This is a genomic window from Aestuariispira ectoiniformans, from assembly GCF_025136295.1.
Taxonomy (GTDB): Bacteria; Pseudomonadota; Alphaproteobacteria; order UBA8366; family Aestuariispiraceae; genus Aestuariispira_A; species Aestuariispira_A ectoiniformans.
On sequence record NZ_CP062788.1, the window covers coordinates 2,212,501 to 2,234,964 of the forward strand.

Genomic DNA, 22,464 nt, shown 5'->3' on the forward strand with positions numbered 1-22,464 from the left:
TTGGATTTATCCAAGTGGTAGCGGAGCGTTCCGTAAGCCGCTGAAGGTGAACCGTGAGGTTTGCTGGAGGTATCGGAAGTGCGAATGCTGACATGAGTAGCGATAAAGAGTGTGAGAAACACTCTCGCCGAAATCCCAAGGGTTCCTGCGCAAGGCTAATCCGCGCAGGGTAAGCCGGCCCCTAAGTCGAGGGCGAAAGCCGTAGACGATGGGAATGAGGTTAATATTCCTCAGCCTGCTGGGACGTGACGAATGGCGTAAATTGTATCCCCTTATCGGATTGGGGGTGCAGTGAAGCTGTTCCAGGAAATAGCCCCAGCAATAGACCGTACCCGAAACCGACACAGGTGGGATGGTAGAGTATACCAAGGCGCTTGAGAGAACTGCGTTGAAGGAACTCGGCAAAATACTCCCGTAAGTTCGCGAGAAGGGAGACCCATGCTTGGGCAACCAGGTGTGGGTGGCACAGACTAGGGGGTGGCGACTGTTTATTAAAAACATAGGGCTCTGCGAAGTCGCAAGACGACGTATAGGGTCTGACGCCTGCCCGGTGCCGGAAGGTTAAAAGGAGGTGTGCAAGCACCGAATTGAAGCCCCGGTAAACGGCGGCCGTAACTATAACGGTCCTAAGGTAGCGAAATTCCTTGTCGGGTAAGTTCCGACCTGCACGAATGGCGTAACGACTGCCCCACTGTCTCCAACGCAGACTCAGCGAAATTGAACTCTCCGTGAAGATGCGGAGTTCCCGCGGTCAGACGGAAAGACCCCGTGCACCTTTACTACAGCTTCGCAGTGGTATCAGAATTGACATGTGTAGGATAGGCGGGAGCCTTTGAAGCCGGGACGCCAGTCTCGGTGGAGGCATCCTTGAAATACCGCCCTTGTGAATTTTGATATCTAACCGCGGCCCGTTATCCGGGTCCGGGACCCTGCGTGGTGGGTAGTTTGACTGGGGCGGTCGCCTCCCAAAGAGTAACGGAGGCGCGCGATGGTAGGCTCAAGACGGTCGGAAATCGTCTGATGAGTGCAATGGCAAAAGCCTGCCTGACTGCGACACCGACAGGTGGAGCAGAGACGAAAGTCGGTCATAGTGATCCGGTGGTCCCGAGTGGAAGGGCCATCGCTCAACGGATAAAAGGTACGCCGGGGATAACAGGCTGATACCCCCCAAGAGTCCACATCGACGGGGGTGTTTGGCACCTCGATGTCGGCTCATCACATCCTGGGGCTGGAGCAGGTCCCAAGGGTATGGCTGTTCGCCATTTAAAGTGGTACGTGAGCTGGGTTTAGAACGTCGTGAGACAGTTCGGTCCCTATCTGCCGTGGGTGTACGAGACTTGAGAGGAGCTGTCCCTAGTACGAGAGGACCGGGATGGACGCACCTCTGGTGGACCAGTTGTCACGCCAGTGGCACAGCTGGGTAGCTATGTGCGGACGGGATAACCGCTGAAGGCATCTAAGCGGGAAGCCCCCCTCAAAACTAGGTCTCGCTGAGAGCCGTGGTAGACCACCACGTTAATAGGCCGGGTGTGGAAGTGTGGCAACACATGCAGCTTACCGGTACTAATCGCTCGATCGGCTTCATCATCTCCTCGCCGCATACAGCGGCAAGGATCTCAATCAATCGCTGATGAACTCGACCAACCCATAACATAACGCAACTATAAAAGACTTCTTGTGCTTCACTGTGTATCGACGACCTGGTGGCTATGGCGAGGGAGGATCCACCCGATCCCATCCCGAACTCGGAAGTGAAAGCCCTCTGCGCCGATGGTACTTTGGCTTAAGCCACGGGAGAGTAGGTCGCTGCCAGGTCTTCCATACACAGTCTTACCTATTCACTCTTCCAATCCATCCCCTATAAAAAATAAATCCCATAGGGGATTAAAAACTCTGACGCGGGGTGGAGCAGCCCGGTAGCTCGTCAGGCTCATAACCTGAAGGTCGTCAGTTCAAATCTGGCCCCCGCAACCAGCACAAAGCCCTACACCATAGGTGTGGGGCTTTTGCTTTATAACCTGACCTCTCCACAGCGGATGATCAGGTGACAGGTGTTGTGCCCCCGTCAACCACGATCTCGGCTCCTGACAATGATCCGGCGCGTCGAGAGGCCACGAAAGCGATGAGATCGGCGATCTCTTTTGGTTTGGCCGGACGACCGAGTGGAATGCCACCCAATGCATTCATGACGATCTGCTTGCCACCTTCGTAGTCCACACCGGCCTGGTTCGCCAGACGTTCAACCAATGCGACGGCTGCTTCCGTTTCCACCCAGCCCGGTGAAACGCGCATAACACGAACACCTTGCGGCGTCAGCTCTTTCGAAAGGCTCTTGCTGTAGGTTGATAGGGCGGCCTTGGCTGCCGCGTATGCCGTTGTGGAATCGGGAAGTGGCAATCGGTTCTGGATGGAGGTCACATGAATGATGACGCCTTTTTTCTGCGCGATCATGTAAGGTGCAAGAGCCCTGTCGAGACGTACCGCTGGCATGAGATTGTGGTTCAGCTCCCTGAACCACGCTTCATCATCCAAAGCAATGAAACCTCCCGGAGGAGAGGACGAACCGCCGACAACATGAACAATCACATCTATGCCGCCGAAAAGCCTGTGCACGTCATCGGCGACCTTGGTGCATCCCTCTGAAGTGCTTATGTCGGCCGAAACGTATTCTACGTTGCTTGCAGGGAGCGGCGGCAGGCTGCGCGCCGTCGTTATGACCCGTGCACCGGCCTCAACCAGTGTGTCGACCACGGCTGCGCCGATCCCCCTCGTTCCACCCGTTACCACTACACGAGCTCCGCTCAAACCGAGATCGAAGGTCATAGTGTGATCTCCAGCCGTTCAATCAAATCACCTTGTAGAGTGAAAGCGTAGCGCAAGTCGATCGGACTGCCGGGAAAGTTTCCGGTAAGGCGCGCAATCACTACAGTCAGGGCACCTTCTTCAGTCACTTTGTAAGGGGCTGCGACATAGCTGTATTTCTTGGAAGTGGTGGTTTTCCATTGGTGTATACCATGGTGGCCGGTATGGGTCTGGCCGTTATCGACGACGATCGCATCTTTGGTGAAGCAATCTGTGATGGTCTCGTTATCGGTGCGGTCCGCCGTGAAATAGCCGGAGACCGGGGTGGGGAGGATGATCGACATGTTGATCCCTGTCATGTTGTTTCCCTGCCAAGATGAGGATAAGCTGGAAAAATGACAAGAACCGACGAAAAAGTAAGGTACTCACCAAAAAGTAAGCACCTTAACCACACCCGCGAAACGGCTGCTGAGGGTGTCGAGAAGGCCTTGAAAATCCTGGAGGGGCGGTGGAAACTGACGATCCTGTTTCACTTGTTCGGCGGTAAGGTCTTACGCTTTTCCGAACTGGAGCGGGCAATCCCGTCGGTGTCGCAGAAAATGTTGATTCAACAGCTTCGACAGATGGAAAGCGACGGGATTGTCCGACGTATTGTCCATCATCAGGTCCCGCCCAAGGTTGAATATTGTCTTACCGACTGGGGACAGGCGCTTTGCCCCGCTTTGGATGCATTGCTGACGTGGGCTGCTCTTCGCGATAGCGAGGACGATCCGGTTTAAGGTATCAGCCCTCTTATTGTGAACCTGTGATAATTGCGCCGTGCGTCATTTGGCCGGCTATTTCCCCAGGGACGGCTGCATCGGTTATGAGCGTGTCGAAGGCCGACAGATATCAGACTTTGAGTGGCTCGGCTTTGCGGGATTTTCTAGTGTCGCAGACCAAGGTCTGATCTTCAACACCCATAAAGGGGGGGCGGGCACTATTACTGAAAGATGTGTCGGCTAGTGCCGCTCATGGTCTCGTCCTGCTCATTGCAATCGGCCAGCGTGTTCGTCTGAAAGACAGACTGTTTTTCGAGGCTCTCTGGTTGGGGGCAAGCGCTGACAACAGCATCCGTCTGATGCCGACATTTCCTGTCACCGTCTTCACTATACCGATTATGTGCCCGGATTGATGACTGCATGGCATCCGGCTGTGTCAGCCAGCACCGCTTTTGCTTCAGTTCACCTGACAAGTCATGTCACCGCGACAAGCTCTGCCTTAGGGGGGAGTTCATTGTGAAATATTGTATTTCAAAGGGGCATTTATTCCATAACTCCCTTATTGGTAGGTTCAGGATTGAGGGGATGTCACAAAAAAATCACAAGGGTTTTCTAAGGAGATTTTGATTATCTCTCTGTTTTTTTTGAACTTTGCGTGTTTCCTAATGTTCAACTAAAAATAGACGGTACTGTTGTGCTCTCGGCGTGAATGTAATATTGGAAGGGTGGTAAAGGGGTAGGCCTCTCAGGCTTATTTGGGGCACTTTTTTGGGGGGGATAAGTCACAATCATCGACGTGACGGTTTCCGGAAAATCTTTGCGGATAAGACGCATTGTCTTTTGACGATGCGCTTGTGGCGCGTTTGAAAATTAGATGGTGATGAAATGAGAGATGCATCCGTTGCGCCCAAAGAGCGCATCAATATCAAATTTGTTCCAGCGACCGGCGATCAGCAGGAAGAAGTCGAGCTGCCGCTTAAAATGGTGGTTGTCGGCGATTTTACCGGCAGGCCTGATGATACCATGCTGGAAGAGCGCAATGCGGTGGAGATTGATAAAAATACCTTCGCCAGTGTCCTGAAAGAGATGAATCTGGAAAGGACTTTGGAGGTACGCGATGTTCTGCGAGACGATGCGGATGCAATGCTGAACCTGAAGCTGGCATTCGAGTCCCTTCAGGACTTTTCACCTGATGCGCTTATCGAACAAGTTCCAGAACTGAAAAAGCTGTCCAATTTGCGTGAGGCGCTCACGGCTCTGAAAGGGCCGCTGGGGAACCTGCCTGCATTCCGTAAGGCGTTGTCCGAGATTATCGACGACCCGGAAAAGCGCGAAGCCCTGATGTCTGAACTCGGAAGCCGAGAAACCAACGACTAACGGGTTCATCGGCGCTCAACTTCGACTGACACAGCCAAGCAGTATTGCTGGAAAGATTAAGGACATGACAACAGATACTCTGGAAGCCGCCCCGGAAGCCGTGGCTGGTGACTCCCTGCTCGATCAGATTATGGCAAAAAGCAACCTCGTGCCGGATGACGACGGCTACGATGTCGCGCGTAAGGGCGTAGAGGCCTTCATCGCGGAATTGCTGGAAGGGGATGCGGATAGTGAGCCGGTCAACAAGGCCCGCGTTGACCGGATGATCGCTGAATTGGATCGTAAGATCTCGCTGCAGATGGATGAGATTTTGCACCATCCGGAGTTTCAGGAGCTTGAGTCGACCTGGCGCAGCCTGAAGCTTTTGATCGATCGGACTAATTTCCGTGAAAACATCAAGATTGAGCTGCTTTCGATCCGGAAAGACGAACTGCTCGAAGATTTTGAGTTGTCGCCGGAAGTACCGCAGTCCGGTCTTTACAAGCATGTCTATGCATCAGGCTACGGGCAGTTTGGTGGCGATCCTGTAGGCGCCATGGTTGGACTTTACGCCTTCAACGCATCATCGCCGGATATGAAGCTGTTGCAGTATTGTGCGTCTGTGGGGGCGATGGCCCATGCACCATTCATTTCGTCGGTCAGTCCCAAGTTCTTCGGCGTCGATTCCTTTACCCAACTGGGTGAGATCAAGGAGTTGTCCTCCGTCTTCGAAGGCCCGCAATATGCGAAATGGCGTGGTCTACGGGAATCCGAAGATGCGCGCTATGTTGGCCTGACAGCACCACGCTTCCTGCTGCGCAATCCTTATGACCCGTTGGAAAACCCGGTGAAATCCTTCCAATACCGTGAAACGGTGGAGGATAGTCACGAACATTACCTCTGGGGGAATACGGCCGTATTGATGGCGGAACGTATCAACGACAGCTTTGCCAACTTCCGCTGGTGTCCCAACATTATCGGGCCGCAATCCGGTGGTGCGGTGAATGACCTGCCGGTTCATGTTTATGAGGCTTTCGGTCAGTTGGAGCAGAAGATTCCCACAGAGGCGTTGATTACGGATCGCCGGGAATTTGAGCTGGCGGAAGAAGGCTTTATTGCTTTGACGATGCGCAAGGGCTCCGATAATGCCGCTTTCTTTTCCGCCAACTCCATTCAGAAGCCGAAACGATTTGCCAATACAAAAGAAGGTAAAGAGGCGGAGACAAACTACAAGCTTGGTACGCAACTGCCCTATATGTTCATCATCAACCGGTTGGCGCATTACATCAAAGTTCTGCAGCGTGAACAGATCGGTGCATGGAAAGAGCGGTCGGACCTTGAGCGTGAGTTGAATGCCTGGATTGTCCAGTATGTAGCGGATCAGGAAAACCCACCGGCCGATGTCCGGTCGCGTCGTCCGCTCCGCGCTGCGAAAGTGGAAGTCTCAGACGTGGCTGGTGATCCGGGTTGGTACCGGGTCAGCATGTCTGTTCGTCCGCATTTCAAATATATGGGGGCAAATTTCGAATTATCGCTGGTTGGCCGCCTGGATAAAGACTGATGATCCGGACTGACACGCGTCAAACCGTGAAGTCCGTCCGGGCGCGTTCTCTGTTGGAACGCGTCCGGGCCGACGATTTGCAGGAGGGGCCGCGGACGGGGGATGCCTTGTCTGCGCGAGTAGCATCCATCAAAAACAATCTTTTGAAGGTGCTGAACGGGCGCCAAGGCGGTGCGCTCAGTGCCCCGGGTTTCGGTTTGCGGGACTTCAACGACGCATCTGTTGGTTCGTCCGACATGCTTCGGATCGTCGCCGGCGACATCCGTAAAGTCATAGAAACCTACGAGCCTCGTGTCAGTAATGTGGTCGTCAATTTCGATCGTAAGCAGGACCAGGGCCTGGATCTGTTTTTCCAGGTTTCTGCGCGGACAACCATCGGGCATGCCCGCGAACAGGTCATGATCGATCTTGTCCTGAGTGAAGGCAGAACCTTTTCATTGAGAATGGGCGGATAGCGGTGTCAACAGCGCGCTACTTTCTGGATGAATTGGATTACCTTCGGAGTTCAGGGCAGGAGTTTGCCCGGCATTTTCCGAAGTTGACCAATTACCTGTCCGAGCGAAGCACTGATCCGGATGTTGAGCGTCTTTTGGAGGGCTTTGCGTTCCTGACAGGGCGACTTCGGGAAAAGATCGACGATCAGTTGCCGGAAGTCACGCAGTCTCTGTTTATGCTGCTGTGGCCGAACTTTCTGCGTCCCATTCCGTCTATGACGGTTCTACAATTTTCACCGGTTCCCGGTGCGGTAGACGAGCAGCAGCATATTCCTGCGGGCTGTGAAGTTGAAAGCGTCCCTGTCGAAGACACAGTCTGTCGATTCCGCACAGCCTATGACACAGACATTTTGCCGATCCGGGTATCCGATATCCACCACGACCTATCCAGGGACAAATCGGTCATCACAGTGGATGTGGAAACCCTGAACGAAGAATGTATTCATGAGGTGGCACTGGATCGGCTTCGGTTTTATTTAGGGGGGAGTGACTATTCCGCCCTGACCTTGGGGCTGTGGCTGCATCGCTATCTTAGAACGGTGAAAATCGTCAATCCGGAAACCGGCGATGCGATTACCGTGGCGCGCGATGCGGTTCAACAGGTGGGACTGGGGAATGACGAAGGGGTTCTGCCTTATCCGGAAAACAGTTTTGCGGGTTACCGTCTGCTGCAGGAATTCTACGCATTCCCACAGAAATACTACTTTGTCGACGTAACCCATATACCGCTTTCTCATCTATCCAGTGACGCGACAAAGCTGAAGCTGGTGCTGGAATTCGAACGCCCCTTGCCACCGGATGTTCGTATTATCCCTAATAGCCTGATGTTGCATTGCGTGCCTGCAATCAACCTCTTTGAGCATGACGCCGAGCCTTTTCTGCTCGACGGCAAGCGTAATGAATATCTTGTTCGTCCGGCGCGGCGGCATGACGGCGAGATCGAGATATTTTCCATTGATAGTGTCACGGGGTGGAAGCCGTCGGCAGGAACCGGCACCAATGCACGGGAATTCAGCCGTTTTGAATCCTTCCTTCACGAAATAGAACGGGTGGACGGGCGAAATGCCGTCTATTTCCGGGAAAAGGTTCGTCAGTCGATCTCTGGGGAAAAGCTCGACCGGTTGGTGTCTTTCATACGCGAAGACGAGCAGTTGGGGCGCGCCAATAATGAAACAATTTCTGTCCGGTTAAGTTGTTTCAATGGAAGCGCACCGCAGGACCTTGCCATAGGCGACGTCAGCATTCCTACACATATGGTTCCGTCCTTTGTTCGGCCGGCGAATGTCACGCGGCCCACGCCGCCGCGATATCCTGTGGTGGATGGCACATTGCAGTGGCAACTGATTTCAGCTTTGTCATTGAATTATTTGTCGCTCCAGAGTGTTGAGGCGCTCAGGACCGTTCTGAACGTTTTCGATTTCAATGCGAAGGTGGACAGGCAGCGCGAACGCGTTGCCGTGATGCGCCTGGAAGGAATTGAAAAACTACACTCGGAACCTGTCGACAGGCTTTTCAAAGGCGTACCGGTGCGCGGCATGCGATCCACCATTCACATGCGGGAAAGCAAATTCGCCAATGAAGGCGAGATGTATCTCTTTGCGACCGTGATGGCGGAGTTTTTCGCGCTATATGCCACGATCAATTCGTTCCACGAGCTTGTCGTTCGTGGACAGGAAGCAGGGGAGGAGTACCGATGGGCCGCGCGTGTCGGCAATCAGCCTCTGATCTGATCTCTGATCTCCATCAGCAACCGCAACGATATGCTTTCAATCGAGCCGTAGAGGTTTTGCTGAAAGCGTCGGGAGAGCAGGTTGAAGAGCAGGCGCTGCAACGCCAGGGGGGCCGGAATATCATCTTCCGTGTTGACCCGGGACTGGGGTTTCCTGCGTCCGACGTGATCGCATTGCGGCCTGCGTGGGGCGACGGCGAACAGGCTGACGTTCCGGCGGAATTGACCGTCTCCTTTCTGGGCTTGCATGGTTCGTCCTCCCCGCTGCCGTCCCATATGGTGGAGACAGCGGCCTGGAGCGCCGGAGAAGAAGGTATTCAGCAAACCCTGAACGACTTTTTTTCCAACAGGTTGATCTGGCTGTTTTATCTGATCGGCAGGAAATATCGGTATTATCTTCGGTATCGCGCCGGCGCCCAGGACCAGTTTTCGGACTGGATGTTTTCCCTGATCGGAATCGGTGCGCGCGAAAGCCGCGGCCGGGCGGACATCCCCTGGGCCAAGCTGCTGACTTATCTGGGCGTTGTTGCCGGCCGGGTTCGTTCCGCGGATATGATTAGTGGCGTCATTGCGCATGCGTTCAGTCTGACAAATGTGAGCATCCGGCAACTGGAACTACGCAAGGTTGAAATTTCTCCAACGCAGCGGGCCCGCATGGGGCAGGGAAATATGACCCTTGGCCAGGATTTTGTGATCGGGCGCTTTGCGAAGGATCGTGCGGGCAAATTTACCGTGGTGTTGAAGGATCTCAGTTTCGAACGATTCAGGGACTTTCTGCCCAGTGGCCGGGATTTTCCGCGGTTGAAGGAACTGGTGTCGTTCCTTCTGAAAGACCAACTGGCATACGACATTGAACTTCACTTAAAGCGTGACGAGGCACCGGTCCTGGAACTCGGGCGGGAACACCGGGCGAATCTCGGTTGGACGACGTTTATTGGCAATACCCGGAATGAAGGTCTCAAGCCGGTTGTCTTGCAGGCACGAGGGTGAGCTGAGGAAAGTATGAAAGCAAAATTTCAGATCGAAAATGTCCAGGAATTACTGCCGTCGCTGCGGAGCAGCTGTGTGTTTTCCCAAAGGGGCGGGCTGATCGGTTCTTCAGAGGATTCCACTTGGCGTATCCAGGATTCTGCGGGGGCTGTTCCGGAAGTTGCCGCACGGATATTGGTGGCAGATGGCCGTTTCACGATAGAGCGTGTTTCCAATGCCAAAATTCGCATCAACAAGGCGCAGTCGACGATCCCGCGCGGGCGTCCTGTGATCCTTTCCGACAAAGACCTCGTTCAGATAGAAGGCCTGCATTGTTCGGTCTCTGTCGGCCGGAACGATTATGCGGAGACGCCTTCTCCAGGCGTCCTGACCATGGTCGGAGCGGAGAGCGGCGTTCAGGACGGCCTTGTATTGGATGGCGTCTATACCGAGAGCAGGCCGGTTGAAGCCAAACGTCTGAGCGGGGACGGAAGTGATCCGCTCGATGCATTCGATGAAAAAATTGCGAAGCGCGCCGCGGTCGACCCTATACAGGTCTTCGCGGATTATGAACGCCGCCGGGAAAGCGAAAGTGAAAACTTGTTGCGTCAAGGCATGTCTTCTCAAGACAGGAGACCTACGGAGCAAAGCGTTGCCGACGAAGCTGATATGCATTTTGCCGCAATGCCCAACGTGAAAGTCCGTCGCGACCGCTACGGCTTTGAAGAACAGGTGAACGGAAGTACCCCGGAACCAGCCGAACCGGAAATCGATCCCGTTTCCGTCGACCTGAGCCATCCGGTCGATCATGTGGCGCTGCGGCCTCTTGCCCGAAGTCTGGGGATTCACCTCGGTGAAATGAGCGTGGAGGAAGCAAATCGCGTTCTCGCGGATATTGGAGCCTCCCTACGTGCGGCGCTTGAAGGGCTGAACCGTATTTATCATGCACGGCGCGCTGATTCCGGAAACTTCCCGCTGGCGACAATGCATCTGCATGCACTTGAGGATAATCCCATTCGGTTCAGTGAGGATACCGACGAAGCCCTGCATGCGTTTTTCTCCAAGCGCGGGCCGGTTCATCTGTCTGCGCCTGCCGCAATGCAGGAAACGTTGGATCATCTGATTGCACATCAATCGTCGACGGAAAAGGGCATTGACCGTGCCCTTGATTCTGTCCTTGCCGCATTGGGACCGAAGGCGCTGGAGCGCCGGTTCAAAGCTTATGATGCCGCAGGTGTGCCAGATAGTGAGGAAGCCTACGACGCCTGGTGCTGGCGTATGTATCGCGCCTATTTCTCGGAACTCAGATCTCAGCGGCAGCAAGGGTTGCAGATGCTGTTCTGGGAGGTTTTTGGCAACGAATATCACTCCACCATGCGCCAGGAACAAATGAGGCGCGACCTTGGTGATGATGAGGAAGGGAATATCAAGCAATGAACCGAGTGACTGGTTTTATCTCTGCCGCCATCTTGTCGGTACTGCTGGTGGGCTGTGACACGGCGACAAAGGTGGCCGAAGTTGTATGGGATCCCGATATCCAGGTTGGTGCAGAGGAAGCGCAACCAAGCAAGATTTCTCTTCATGCCTACGCCGCGGGAGATGTGAACAAAAACTTCAATGGCGAACCATCGCCGGTGGTGGTCAAGGTCATGGCCCTGAGCAGCGATCACCGACTGTTCAGCTATGATTTCTTTTCCCTGGCGGACGCCATGGATGAAACCATGGGCAAGACACTGCTGGCAAACCTCGATGAGGTTCTGCTGGAACCTGACAGCTACAAAATCCTCGGCCCATACGAATTGCCTGAAGGGACGAAGAAGATTGCTGTCATCGCCGAATATCTCGACATCAAAACGGCTGTCTGGCGCGGGTCCATCAGCGTCAAGGATCTTGGCTCCGATGACCGGTTCCTGATGCTGTTGCTCGACGAAGAAGTCCGGTTGATGAAGGACGAGGGATAGGAGCTTTCATGTCCTCTTTCAGTAAGGTTGCCTGGTCGGACGGTCTGTTCGTCAAACCTCATCACTTCCAGCAGCAGACACGCTATTTCGAGCGCTTGTCCCAACGTTATGCGTCGGGCAGTGAGCCGCATAATTTCGGCTTCCATCAGGTTGTCCTCAATGAAGAGTTGCTCGGTCTTGGCAAAATTTCCCTCGTCACCGCGTCCGGGATCATGCCGGATGGCACGGTCTTCGACCTGCCTGCGCATGACCTGACGCCGGCGGTCCTGGATATTTCAGACAGTTTCACCGCCAATGAAATTGTCTATCTGTGCATTCCGCTGGTGACCGATGGTGGCCTTGAGGTGGAGATGCCCCATGTCCGGGCAGAGGCGTCCGGCGCGCGCTATGTCTCGGATAGTGTCGCCGTGCGTGACAATACCGAGCAAGCGGGCGAACTGGCGGAAATCATAATTTCAAGGGCCCGGCCAGTTCTCATGCTGGGTTCTCAGGACCTTTCAGCCTATTCCAAACTCGCCGTTGCAAGGATTGTGGACAAAACGGGTGAGGGGGCCATTGTCCTGGACAAGGGGTTCTATCCGACAATGTTGTCGATTTCGGCAGCGCCCCCCTTGCGCCGGTTCCTGGGGGAACTGGCCGATGGTATCGTTCAACGTGCAAGCATGATAGCCACGCGAATTGGCAAACCTGACCATAATGGCGTGGCGGAAGTCGCCGACTTCCTGCTCCTGCATGCGTTGAATTCCTTTGCACCCACGTTGCGCCACTATGTCCGGATGCCAATGCAGCATCCGCGCCCTGTCTATGAATTGCTTCTGCAGGTGATTGGCGAGCTATCGACTTTCCTGAATGAAAGCAAACTTTGTCCGGACCTGCCCGCATACGATCATATGCTGCCGGATCAGTGCTGGCCCACCGTAACACAGCATCTTCGCCAACTGGTGACGGCGACACTTGTGGCGAATGCGGTGCCGATACCGCATGAACGCAAGTTGCATGGCTATGTGGTTGCCCCCGTGCACGAGCGTGAGTTGATCGGCACGGCTGAGTTTGTGCTCGCGATCAAGGCGAATGTTCCGCAAGAGCGCCTGCACCGTGATTTCATCGCGCAGGCAAAAGTAAGTTCTATCGAGAAAATACGGGACCTTGTGCAAAAGCAGTTGCCGGGAATCCAGCTCCGGTTGATGCCTGTTGCGCCACGCCAATTACCGTATCACGCGGGCTATTCGTATTTTGCTTTGGAACGCAGTTCTCCGCAATGGCGGCATCTGGAGAATTCCGATGGCTTTGCCTTCCATATCGCGGGTGAATTTCCGGAACTTGAAATGCAATTCTGGGCCATCATGGGGTGAGACAGATGAACGATCTTGCTGTCAGAGGACAATCGGCTGCGGAACTGGTTCCCGGTGCAAATCCTGCGCCCGGTCTGACCCAGATGCGGCCACCGTCCGCGGCATCATTGATGAAAAAACGGGACCCGATCGATTTTCACCTTTGTTCATCCAAAGGCAAAAACCGATTGCTGGAAGCGGCTGTGCCGCTTCTGGGGTTGAGCGTGCGTATTCGGAATCTCTATGAATTCTATGACGTTGAAGATTTGCATAGCCGGCTGGTGAATGAGATTCCGGTCTTTCGGCAGGAATTGGAAGAATATGGTTACGATGACGCCACGGTTCTGGCGGCGCGTTACATCCTGTGCTCCATAATTGACGAGTCTGTGTTGTCCCAGGCTTGGGGGGCGGAAAGTCTCTGGCCGGAACGGCCCATGCTGTCGATTTTTCATAATGAAACCTGGGGTGGGGAAAAAGTATTCGCCATCCTGGACCGTGTCATGGACGAGGCGCATCGCTTCACGGATTTGCTGGAACTGCTCTACTACAGTTTGGCGTTGGGGTTCGAGGGAAAATACCACGTCATGCACAATGGTCAGGCAAAGCTGGACCATCTGATGCACTCTGTTCATCTCATCCTTGAAAAGCAGAGAGGGGAAGACCCCGACAAGCTGCTGAACCCCGAGCCGAATATTCACGACAGCAAACAGACGATGCCCTGGCGAATGCCCATATGGGCCGTTGTGGCCCTGGGAGTGGTCATCCTTGTCTCCACACATATCGTCTACGACCGGTCACTCTCAAACAAGATCGACGTTATCGTCGGCGAAATTGAAGCGTCGCTCGACATGACATTGGCAAAGGGCGAGTAATGCTGAAAGTATCCAAGGAACGTATCCTCGAAAAGCTCAACTCCTATACGCGGGAGGCCTTGAAAAGTGCCAGCGAGGCAGCGATTGAACAAAGCCATTTTGAGGTGACCGTCAGTCACTATCTGCTTGCTTTGATCGCACAGCCGGGCGGGGACTGGGGAAAGATTTTGTCTGCCCTCGGTGTATCCGCAGATCGCCTGGAAGCAAAGGTGAAGAAATCCCTGCAGCAGGCCCGGCGCGGCGCACAGGATTTGCCTGAATTCGCAACCCTTCTGATCGAGCTTCTGCAGGATGCTCTGATGCTTACCAATGCGGAACTGGGAGAGGAATATATCCGCAGTGGTGCCGTGTTTGCCGCGATTGCGCAAAACCCGGACCGCTACTGCCATTTCTATGTCTTCGCTGAATTCGAAGGACTTGATGCCAAAGCGTTTCTGGCCGGATTTACGGAATTGACGCGTGGAAGCATGGAAGGGACCGTAGATGCTGGCGTTGCAACGAAAGGGGCTCAGCCAGCATCCGAAACGGCACTGGAGAAATTCGGGCGCAACATCACGGCAGAAGCCAGGGACGGTCGGATTGATCCGGTGTTCTGCCGGGATATGGAAATTGCCCAGATGACGGACGTATTGTGTCGCCGCCGCAAGAATAATCCGATTTTGGTTGGCGATCCCGGGGTCGGGAAAACGGCCCTGGCGGAGGGGCTGGCAATCAAGATCGTCGAGGGTGATGTGCCGAAGGCCCTGCAGGGGGCGGCCTTGTGGGAATTGGATATGGGGGCACTGCAGGCGGGTGCTTCCGTCAAAGGCGAATTCGAACGGCGGTTGAAGGCAGTTTTGGATGAGGTCTTGAGCGCCCCGGAGAAAATTGTCCTGTTCATTGACGAAGCCCATACGTTGATTGGCGGTGGCGGGCAGGCCGGTGGATCGGATGCTGCAAATCTGTTGAAACCGGCTTTGGCGCGCGGACAGTTGCGGGCAATTGCTGCAACAACCTGGTCTGAATACAAAAAATACTTTGAAAAGGATGCTGCTCTGACGCGGCGCTTCCAGTTGATCAAGCTGGACGAACCAACCGTCGAACAATGCGTAACGATCCTGCGTGGCCTGCGGCCAAGTTATGAACAGACCCACAATGTTTATGTAACTGATGCCGCATTGAAAGCCGCAGCCGGTTTGTCGGCGCGATACCTCACCGGGCGACAGTTGCCGGATAAGGCTTTCGATGTGTTGGACACTGCTTGTGTACGGGTGGCGGCGGGGCAGTCCGCCCAACCGCGGCAACTGGACTGGCTGAATAAACGCGTTGCCATTTTGGAGAGAGAGCTGGCGGACCAGCAGAGGGACAGCCGCATGGCGGCAGATGGGGCTGACACGGAACCGGGTAAAATAGCGGACGAAATTGCCTGCCTCCGCTCTGAGGCGGCGCAGTTGAAAGAGCGGTGGGAAAGCGAAAAGAAGATGGTTGGTGAGGTGATCGACCTGCGCGCCCGGATTGCCGAAAGTGACGATGATCAGGAGGAGGCACGTGGAGAAATTATGGATATTCTCTCCACACTTCGAAACAGCCGGCAAGACGAGACAGCCTTGATCGATTATGAAGTCGGCTCGGAAACCGTGGCCGATGTCATTGCTGATTGGACCGGCATTCCGGCATCGGACATGAATGGCGATGAAGCCGAAAAGCTTATGTCGTTGGGCGATGGTCTGCGCGCCGTCATCAAGGGGCAGGACCAGGCACTTGGCGTTATCCACGACCGCCTGAAAGCCGCCCGGCTTGACCTGGTAAAAGGGGCGACACCCCGTGGTGTTTTTCTGCTGGTCGGGCCGTCAGGCGTGGGCAAGACAGAAACTGCAGAGCAGGTGGCGACGCATCTGTTCGGCGGCCGTCAGTTCCTGACGGTTATCAACATGTCGGAATATCAGGAAAAGCATACGGTATCCCGTCTCATCGGCTCGCCGCCGGGCTATGTGGGTTACGGTGAAGGCGGTATCCTGACGGAAGCCATTCGCAAGATGCCTTATTCCGTGGTTTTGCTGGATGAGGTGGAAAAAGCGCATCCTGATGTTATGAACCTCTTTTATCAGGGGTTCGACAAGGGGCTTCTCAGCGATGGCGAGGGGCGGGAGATCGACTGTCGGAATGTCGTATTCTTTATGACATCGAACCTTGGCTCCGACGCCATCATGCAAAATCGCGAAACAGTCGACAGTGCGTCTTTGGATGCATTGGAAAAGGCACTGCGTCCGCATCTGCAGGAGCATTTCAAACCGGCCCTGTTGGCGCGGATGCGGATCCTGTGCTTCAAGCCGCTGACCAGCGAAACCATCCGGGAAATTATCGGGCTGAAGCTACAGCTTCTGGCGGAACGCCTTCACGATGTACGCGGTCTCGACCTTACCTGGGATCAGCAGGCCATCGACTTGATAGAGCAACTGTGCACCCATTCGGAGAATGGTGCGCGCATGGTTGAACAGGTCATTGATCGCTGGATATTACCGCAAATTGCGGAAGAGGCATTGGAGCGGATATCGACAAGAACGCTGCTTGAATCGCTGGAACTCAGCGCGGTGGAGGGGGGCTTTGTCATGACATTCCTTCCCGCCCAGCAAGATAGCACGGAGGCGGAGGAAGACGGTAACGCTGCTGCCCTGGAGGTGAAAAGCGCATGAGAATGCTTGAGGGCATGAACATACGCGATCACTTCGTTCTGCTCTGTAGTCTTGTGAATCAGACAAGGCTTGACGGCGTAATGGTGCAAAGCTGTGAACTCGTGGCGGATGTTGCCTGTTCGAACGTTGCTTTGCTCTATTTGCTGGACGCCACGGCACAGAATTTTGTGTTGTCGGCGGGATTTGCCCAAGGATTTTCGACCTGGGCACCGCCCAAGCTGGTTCATCCCATAGACCCGGTGGCAGGTGGAGCCTGCCCCCTGGCACAGGCTGTGATGACAGGTGATCCTGTGTGCCTGGATAGCGGGTTCAATGGCTATGATATCTCGCAGGTTGCCAAGGCGCTGGATGTGATCTCTGTGCCATCCTGCTTGGCGGTTATTCCTTTGAGGCGTACAAATAACAGCGTTTTGGGGGCTATGGCGGTCTTAAGTGAGAGGGCTATCGGCCCTTGGCTGAACCGTGGTGAAGCGCGTCTTGTCGTTAAATCGGTGGCCGCCGCCATAGAAACCCGGCAGGTCGTTGCCCGGCAGGAAACGGACCGCGTTTCCCTGGAAAAATCGCTTTTGCGTGTGGAACAGGACCGGTCCGCCTTGCGCCGCAATGTTTCGGCCAGCCTGACGCGGCGGTTGATTGGCCGGTCAAAACCGATGCAGGCCTTGCGCGAACGGGTTGCTCAAATGGCAGGCCAGAACGGTGCTGTCATGATTGAAGGCGGCGACGGAAGTGGCAAAGAGAAAGTCGCACGAGCGATCCACGAGCAATCCCGTTTTTCAAATGGCCCCTTTGTCTTTGCCGATTGCGCCTCGTTAACCGAGGACGTGTTTGCACCGGAACTCTTCGGATACAAACGTGGTGCGATCAAGGGCGTTGCCAGCGCCAGACAGGGACTGCTGCGGAAGGCGGCAGGCGGGACACTTTATCTCGATGGCCTGGAGCGGCTGGGTGATACCGCGCAGGCAATGCTGTTTCGGCTGGCCGATACGGGATTTTACCGGCCGTTGGGGAGTGAGCGGGATCGGCAGATATCGGCCCGTATCATCGCGTCGGCCTCGCCGGACCTGGCGCGCGCAGTGCAGGACAATGAGTTCCTGCCTGCGCTCTATTATCTCCTACGTCAGAATGTGGCGAAGGTGCCGCCTTTGGCCGAATGCCGGGAGGATATCGCCGATATCGTCCAGTCGGTACTGGCACTTCTTCATCAGGAAGAGAAGAAAACGATCACGGTGGAACCGGCTTTATATGCCTATCTGACCGGTAGGGCTTTTCCCGGTGACCGGCGTGAATTGGAAGGTCTCACGCGGTTGGCGGCGTCGACCGTCGAAAACGGCGGGGTCCTGACCGCATCCCACTTCCGGTCCGTGGAAACCGGCACAACCCGTGATGCAGAACATTGCGAAACCATGCCGTTGCCGGAGGCGTTGGCATGGTTCGAACAAGACATGATTTCCCGGTCTCTTGCACAAGCGCATGGCAACCGGGCTATGGCAGCCGAACTTCTCGGGGTGCCGAAACGAACGTTGGCGGACAAATGCAAAAAATACGGACTTTAATATTCGCCGCCGCCGGATGTCTGGTTGGCACGAGTGCGTGGACGGCGGAAACCATTTCACTTGACCCGGCGGATGTGGGGAAATGCTTTTCTGAGACGGACCGCCTCGACCGTCTAGGCTGTTATGACCGTCTTCTGGGGCGACCGGGAATTGATGATATCGGCCGGCCAGTGGCCACCGGCGGAACCGGTCTAACCGGTGAAACACCGCCTGCGGTCACGTTTGTGGAAGGCTTTCTGGCAACTTCAGCGACCACCGCCCAAGGGGTGCATGTCACCTTGTTGGACCGCAGTACCGGGGAGCCCGTCAAGGTTGGCGACGGGGTTGCCTCCTTGATAGACGAGCCTGGTGGAGAACAGGGGGATGAGCGTCTTGGTCGCAACGCCGATGTCTATCTTGCCTTGAGGAATATAGATGACGCCCGGACTGACGGGGCGCTTCTGGTGAGTTGCGAAAACAATATCACACGGATGCGGATCAAGTGGGGAACTCCATTTGAGACGGCAACAGTTCCGGCAAGATTTCTGTTCGGCGACACACTGACTGACGAGGGCAGCATCAAGCGCGTCCTGCGTGTCGGCGGGCAGGGGTATCTGCTTGAGAGCGCTCGTGGGTTGGAGAGCATCCGCCTATTACGAAAAATGATTGCAGGGTCGCGGGTGCAAATCTCGGCTGGTCGGGGGCAGGCTGTGCGGTCGCTGTTCTTTAATGCCAATGCATTGCGCGATGCGCTGCCAATGGTGGGACGTCACTGTTCCTGGAAAGTAGGGAGCGCGTGAGCGGGTAGATCAAGATGTTGATACGAATACTGAAATTTCTGAAAAAAATTCTGCGGCCGCTTCCGTTAATCGCCGTTGTTAGTGCGATTTTAGCGCTGATGGTCTATTTCTTCGGCGAAAAAATTGGCGCACGCGGTGTTTATCCCTTTGCTAATTCGGACATACGGTTTTGGAGCGCCCTATGCTTTGCGGCGGTCGCTGTTCTCCTGGGTGGTTTTCTGCTGGTTCAGGCGATTTTTACTTGGCTCGCAAACCGGCGAAAGGCTGCGGACCGTGAGCCGACCGTAGAGGAGCTTGAAGCCTCGGCGATGAAGATGGTTTTCGACCGTGGGTTGAAGGTTATCCGCAACCGATGGTCGGGTGATGGGAAGGGGCTATACGGCCTGCCCTGGTATCTGGTCGTCGGGCGCGCCGAAAGTGGCAAATCAAGCCTAATTGAAAACAGTGACCTGCGGTTTCCCATCGATCATGAAATTGATCTGGAGTTGCGTGATCTGGCGGATCGTAAAGCAGCAGGGTTCTTTCGTTGGCGCGTTGCCGGGAATGAGGCCGTGTTGCTCGACCTCAACGGAGAATATTTCCGGGTCGATAAAGAGAGGACGTCGGTGCAGAATGTCCTCTGGGACAAGTTTCTGTCCAATCTCCAGCGTATCCGGCCGCGCCGACCCGTGAATGGTGTCGTTCTGGCGATTGATTTCGCTGAATTCCTTGGCATGACCGAGGCGGAACGTGATGAATATTCCCGCCAGGTGCGGGGCATTGTCAATGAATTGGTCGAACGCCTTGGAACCCGGATGACCATTCACCTGACCTTTACAAAATTGGATCAGGTCGCTGGTTTCAAGGACTTTTTTGCGACTTTGAGCGCCGCGGACCGTGACATGCTTTACGGCTTCCACTTCCTTTGCGAAGGGCATCATACACCGGAATGGCTGACGCAATTCGAGACGCAGTATGAAGAGTATCTCGAACGCTTGCATCTGCGTCTCAAGAAGAAAATGCTGGAGCTGAAGTCAGCAAGCAGCCGACAGGAAGCATTTTCCTTCTATCGCGTTTTTCTTGGCTTGGAAGAGCCTTTACGGTCGTTTCTCGAAGCGGCGCTGTCTCCCGACAAATTCACGACGCCCCCCTTGGTTCGCGGAGTTTATTTCCTGAGCAATCGGCAGGAAAACGCCCCACGCAATGCATTTCTCGAAGCGGTGGGGGAGCGGTATGCCATTCCAGACCCGCTTTATGGAACAAGCCAGGGGTCTTCCTATCCATATTTCGTGAATAACTTCCTCAAGAAAGTTGTTTTCCCCGAAGCCGGGCTCGCCGGCGACAATCAGAAGGCGGTTGAACGATATTGCAAACAAATGGCTGCCGCGGCGGTATTGGTTCTGGTTGTGTGTCTGGGCGGCGGGTTATACTGGAACAACCGATATGAGGCCAATTTGGCCTATGCCAATGATGTCCTGAATAAGACCCGTGATTTCACCGGACGGGGCCTGAGGGTCACATACGACATTACCGGACAGCGACTTCTAACGCCGCTTAACCATATCCGGGAGGCAATGTCGGCATTTAAAGATTATCGCGACACCGGACCCGTCGCGGCACAGCTAAGCCTGTATCAGGGGCGACGGATTGGCCCGCTGGTCGATAAAGCCTATCGCAATATTCTCAATACCCATTTTGCACCCACGATCATCAAAGGGCTGGAACGGGACCTGCGCACCGTTTGTCCGAAAGGCGGCGATACAGAGCTGGGTTACCTACGTGTCTATCGCATGATGGCAGACCTGAAGGGGCGTGATAATCGGGCGGTCGAGCGGTATTTCAACGCGTTCTGGACAGACAAGGTTATCGGCAGCCGGGACAAGGTTGCACAATTGAATTCCCATCTGGCCTACATGCTCGAAGAATCTCCTCAGGCATACGACGTGAACCCGTCGGTAGTACTCCAGGCGCAGCGCGACCTGGGCAAGTTGACGCCGTTCCGCCGGGTTTACCACTCGATGCGCGAACTGACGGAACGCCAGTTGCCCAATCCGCTGGAATTCTCCCGTTCCGTCGGGGCGGCATTTGATCTTGTATATCAGCCATCACCAACAACGGAAGGGACGGCCGATACCTCAGGCGCCAATGGTCGTGGCAGCGGTCTGGACGGTTGTGGCGTTATCACGGAACGCAGCTTTGAGGGCAGTCCTTTCCGCATTCCGCGCTTCTTCACAAAAGCACAGTTCCACGACTTTTTTGTCCCGGAGATTGCCCGGGTTGCCAGCATTGCAGCAGATGACCTCTGGGTGCTCGGGCAACTGGAAGACAATCAGTATTCACAGGCGGATTACGAGGAAATCCGGTCCAAGGTAAGGGACAATTACGTAGAGGAATATATCGGAACCTGGCGGCAATCCTTGAATATGATGAAAGTTCAGGATTTTGAGGATATCCGGCATGCGACGGAAGTTCTGCATACCTTGTCGGGCACGAATAGTCCCATGCGCCGTGTGGCAGAACTCGTCTCTGAAAATACAGTCATTTACATGCCGGAGGCGAAGGGTGCTCAGGGTGAAGGTGTCAACCTGACGGATGTGAAGCTGGAACCCAACCGCGAGGCCGGATTGCGTATTGCGGCGGCTTTCGCCCTGATACAGGGGATGCTGAACGAACGGCCGGATGGCAATCCATCGAATATGGATCAGATCCAGGAGGCTCTAAAGGCTGTTTACGATTATATGAAATCGGTGCGGGATGCGCCTGACCCGAATGCAAAAGCACTTGAGTTGGCTATTCAACGGGCCCAATTGGCCGGTGAAGACCCGATTTTCGTGCTGCAGCGCATTGCCGACCGGGCGCCAGCACCATTTGACCGGCAATTGAGGCATGTGGCGAGCGAGGCCTGGCGTACGATCATGGCCGCCGCGACGGTCGAGCTTAACCGGAAGTGGCAAAACGAGGTTTACGGAACCTATCAGCGCCTCATTGCCGGGAAGTATCCATTTGATCGTCGCAGCAGTCAGGACCTGCCTTTGCAGGACTTCAAAGAGTTTTTCCGGCCGGGCGGTATCCTTGATAGCTTTTATAGCCAGGAGTTGTTGACCTTTGTCGATGTGAAGACGGGTGAACCAAAGGTGATTGACGGTCAGTCACTCCCCGTGAACCGCAGTTTTTCCAGACGCTTGCGTCATGCGAACAACATTACCAAAAGCTTTTTCGACCAGACCGGCGAGCTGGCGGTGGAATTCAAGGTCTCGCCGGTCGGCATGAGTGCCAATCTCAGCCGGGCTGTTCTCAACTTTGAAGGCCAACTGATTGTCAGCAGTCACGGTCCGAGCCGGCCGATCACGGTTTTTTGGCCGAATATTATTGACGGTCCGGCCTCGTCGCGTGTGGACCTGGCGCCGCTGGCCGGCAAAGGACATGCGTTGTCAAAGCAGTTTGACGGCTCCTGGTCCTGGTTACGCCTATACGACAGTGCAAGCAAGGCGAACCAGAGTGAAAGCACCGTCGATATCAGCTTTGCCAGTAGTAATGGCCAGTCGGCGATATTCCGCATTCGGCCCGAGGCTCGCGTGAATGTCTTTTTCAACAGTCCTATCAGTAATTTCTCACTTCCCAGTCATCTATAAGAGGGGCTTTCGT

The 22,464-nt window shown here is 54.9% G+C and carries 16 protein-coding genes, 1 tRNA gene and 2 rRNA genes (1 of these 19 only partly in view); 17 read left to right on the forward strand and 2 right to left on the reverse strand.

Annotation, left to right across the window (positions count from 1 at the left end; genetic code table 11):
• The 3 genes from IF205_RS10555 to IF205_RS10565 all read left to right on the forward strand — a co-directional run.
• Positions 1-1,588: ribosomal RNA gene (locus tag IF205_RS10555) — 23S ribosomal RNA — on the forward strand; it begins 1,156 nt to the left of the window's first position.
• Positions 1,589-1,699: 111 nt separating this feature from the next.
• A 5S ribosomal RNA gene (gene rrf / locus IF205_RS10560) occupies positions 1,700-1,815 on the forward strand.
• Positions 1,816-1,897: 82 nt separating this feature from the next.
• Positions 1,898-1,974 (forward strand) — tRNA-Met (locus IF205_RS10565).
• A gap of 66 nt (positions 1,975-2,040) precedes the next feature.
• Here IF205_RS10565 and IF205_RS10570 read toward each other — a convergent pair.
• Positions 2,041-2,787, reverse strand: coding sequence for an SDR family oxidoreductase (locus tag IF205_RS10570; RefSeq protein WP_375542647.1), 747 nt, complete (start codon positions 2,785-2,787; stop codon positions 2,041-2,043).
• Between the two features lie 32 nt (positions 2,788-2,819).
• A complete protein-coding gene (locus IF205_RS10575) occupies positions 2,820-3,161 on the reverse strand; it encodes a nuclear transport factor 2 family protein (protein WP_259779334.1) in 342 nt (113 codons plus the stop codon).
• Positions 3,162-3,197: 36 nt separating this feature from the next.
• On the opposite strand from IF205_RS10575, the gene IF205_RS10580 reads away from it, so the two are divergent.
• From IF205_RS10580 to tssM, 14 genes are all read left to right on the forward strand, one after another.
• Positions 3,198-3,581 carry a winged helix-turn-helix transcriptional regulator gene (locus IF205_RS10580; protein WP_259779335.1) on the forward strand — a complete coding sequence of 128 codons (384 nt, stop codon included), beginning with the start codon at positions 3,198-3,200 and terminating at the stop codon, positions 3,579-3,581.
• A gap of 867 nt (positions 3,582-4,448) precedes the next feature.
• Positions 4,449-4,940: a type VI secretion system contractile sheath small subunit gene (tssB, locus tag IF205_RS10585; protein ID WP_259779336.1), complete on the forward strand. Its 492-nt coding sequence runs from the start codon at positions 4,449-4,451 to the stop codon at positions 4,938-4,940.
• A 64-nt stretch (positions 4,941-5,004) separates the two neighbouring features.
• Positions 5,005-6,480 (forward strand): type VI secretion system contractile sheath large subunit, encoded by a 1,476-nt coding sequence (tssC, locus tag IF205_RS10590; protein WP_259779337.1) that lies wholly within the window; start codon positions 5,005-5,007, stop codon positions 6,478-6,480.
• Entirely contained in the window at positions 6,480-6,935 is a 456-nt protein-coding gene (tssE, locus tag IF205_RS10595) for a type VI secretion system baseplate subunit TssE (protein ID WP_259779338.1), read from the forward strand. Before tssC ends, tssE begins: the two co-directional genes overlap by 1 nt.
• Positions 6,936-6,937: 2 nt before the next feature.
• Positions 6,938-8,704 (forward strand): type VI secretion system baseplate subunit TssF, encoded by a 1,767-nt coding sequence (tssF, locus tag IF205_RS10600; RefSeq protein ID WP_259779339.1) that lies wholly within the window; start codon positions 6,938-6,940, stop codon positions 8,702-8,704.
• Positions 8,668-9,693, forward strand: coding sequence for a type VI secretion system baseplate subunit TssG (tssG, locus tag IF205_RS10605; protein WP_259779340.1), 1,026 nt, complete (start codon positions 8,668-8,670; stop codon positions 9,691-9,693). The genes tssF and tssG overlap by 37 nt, the downstream gene beginning before the upstream one ends.
• A 12-nt stretch (positions 9,694-9,705) precedes the next feature.
• Positions 9,706-11,109 (forward strand): type VI secretion system-associated FHA domain protein TagH, encoded by a 1,404-nt coding sequence (gene tagH, locus IF205_RS10610; protein WP_259779341.1) that lies wholly within the window; start codon positions 9,706-9,708, stop codon positions 11,107-11,109.
• Positions 11,106-11,633: a type VI secretion system lipoprotein TssJ gene (tssJ, locus tag IF205_RS10615; protein ID WP_259779342.1), complete on the forward strand. Its 528-nt coding sequence runs from the start codon at positions 11,106-11,108 to the stop codon at positions 11,631-11,633. The genes tagH and tssJ overlap by 4 nt, the downstream gene beginning before the upstream one ends.
• An 8-nt stretch (positions 11,634-11,641) precedes the next feature.
• Positions 11,642-12,985: a type VI secretion system baseplate subunit TssK gene (gene tssK / locus IF205_RS10620; protein ID WP_259779343.1), complete on the forward strand. Its 1,344-nt coding sequence runs from the start codon at positions 11,642-11,644 to the stop codon at positions 12,983-12,985.
• A 5-nt stretch (positions 12,986-12,990) separates the two neighbouring features.
• On the forward strand, positions 12,991-13,836 hold the full coding sequence (gene icmH / locus IF205_RS10625; RefSeq protein ID WP_259779344.1) for a type IVB secretion system protein IcmH/DotU: 846 nt from the start codon (positions 12,991-12,993) through the stop codon (positions 13,834-13,836).
• Positions 13,836-16,508, forward strand: coding sequence for a type VI secretion system ATPase TssH (gene tssH, locus IF205_RS10630; RefSeq protein ID WP_259779345.1), 2,673 nt, complete (start codon positions 13,836-13,838; stop codon positions 16,506-16,508). The genes icmH and tssH overlap by 1 nt, the downstream gene beginning before the upstream one ends.
• Positions 16,505-18,061, forward strand: coding sequence for a sigma-54-dependent transcriptional regulator (locus tag IF205_RS10635; RefSeq protein ID WP_259779346.1), 1,557 nt, complete (start codon positions 16,505-16,507; stop codon positions 18,059-18,061). Before tssH ends, IF205_RS10635 begins: the two co-directional genes overlap by 4 nt.
• On the forward strand, positions 18,040-18,840 hold the full coding sequence (locus tag IF205_RS10640; protein ID WP_259779347.1) for a type VI secretion system-associated protein TagO: 801 nt from the start codon (positions 18,040-18,042) through the stop codon (positions 18,838-18,840). The genes IF205_RS10635 and IF205_RS10640 overlap by 22 nt, the downstream gene beginning before the upstream one ends.
• Positions 18,841-18,854: 14 nt before the next feature.
• Positions 18,855-22,451 (forward strand): type VI secretion system membrane subunit TssM, encoded by a 3,597-nt coding sequence (gene tssM, locus IF205_RS10645; protein ID WP_259779348.1) that lies wholly within the window; start codon positions 18,855-18,857, stop codon positions 22,449-22,451.
• The last annotated feature ends 13 nt before the right edge of the window (positions 22,452-22,464 follow it).

Coding starts and splice junctions, on each gene's coding strand:
- icmH (WP_259779344.1), top strand. CDS start 12,991: ATGAACGATCTTGCTGTCAGAGGACAATCGGCTGCGGAACTGGTTCCC.
- tssC (WP_259779337.1), top strand. CDS start 5,005: ATGACAACAGATACTCTGGAAGCCGCCCCGGAAGCCGTGGCTGGTGAC.
- tagH (WP_259779341.1), top strand. CDS start 9,706: ATGAAAGCAAAATTTCAGATCGAAAATGTCCAGGAATTACTGCCGTCG.
- tssH (WP_259779345.1), top strand. CDS start 13,836: ATGCTGAAAGTATCCAAGGAACGTATCCTCGAAAAGCTCAACTCCTAT.
- tssB (WP_259779336.1), top strand. CDS start 4,449: ATGAGAGATGCATCCGTTGCGCCCAAAGAGCGCATCAATATCAAATTT.
- tssK (WP_259779343.1), top strand. CDS start 11,642: ATGTCCTCTTTCAGTAAGGTTGCCTGGTCGGACGGTCTGTTCGTCAAA.
- IF205_RS10575 (WP_259779334.1), bottom strand. CDS start 3,161: ATGACAGGGATCAACATGTCGATCATCCTCCCCACCCCGGTCTCCGGC.
- tssE (WP_259779338.1), top strand. CDS start 6,480: ATGATCCGGACTGACACGCGTCAAACCGTGAAGTCCGTCCGGGCGCGT.
- tssJ (WP_259779342.1), top strand. CDS start 11,106: ATGAACCGAGTGACTGGTTTTATCTCTGCCGCCATCTTGTCGGTACTG.
- IF205_RS10640 (WP_259779347.1), top strand. CDS start 18,040: ATGCAAAAAATACGGACTTTAATATTCGCCGCCGCCGGATGTCTGGTT.
- tssG (WP_259779340.1), top strand. CDS start 8,668: ATGGGCCGCGCGTGTCGGCAATCAGCCTCTGATCTGATCTCTGATCTC.
- tssM (WP_259779348.1), top strand. CDS start 18,855: ATGTTGATACGAATACTGAAATTTCTGAAAAAAATTCTGCGGCCGCTT.
- IF205_RS10635 (WP_259779346.1), top strand. CDS start 16,505: ATGAGAATGCTTGAGGGCATGAACATACGCGATCACTTCGTTCTGCTC.
- IF205_RS10580 (WP_259779335.1), top strand. CDS start 3,198: ATGACAAGAACCGACGAAAAAGTAAGGTACTCACCAAAAAGTAAGCAC.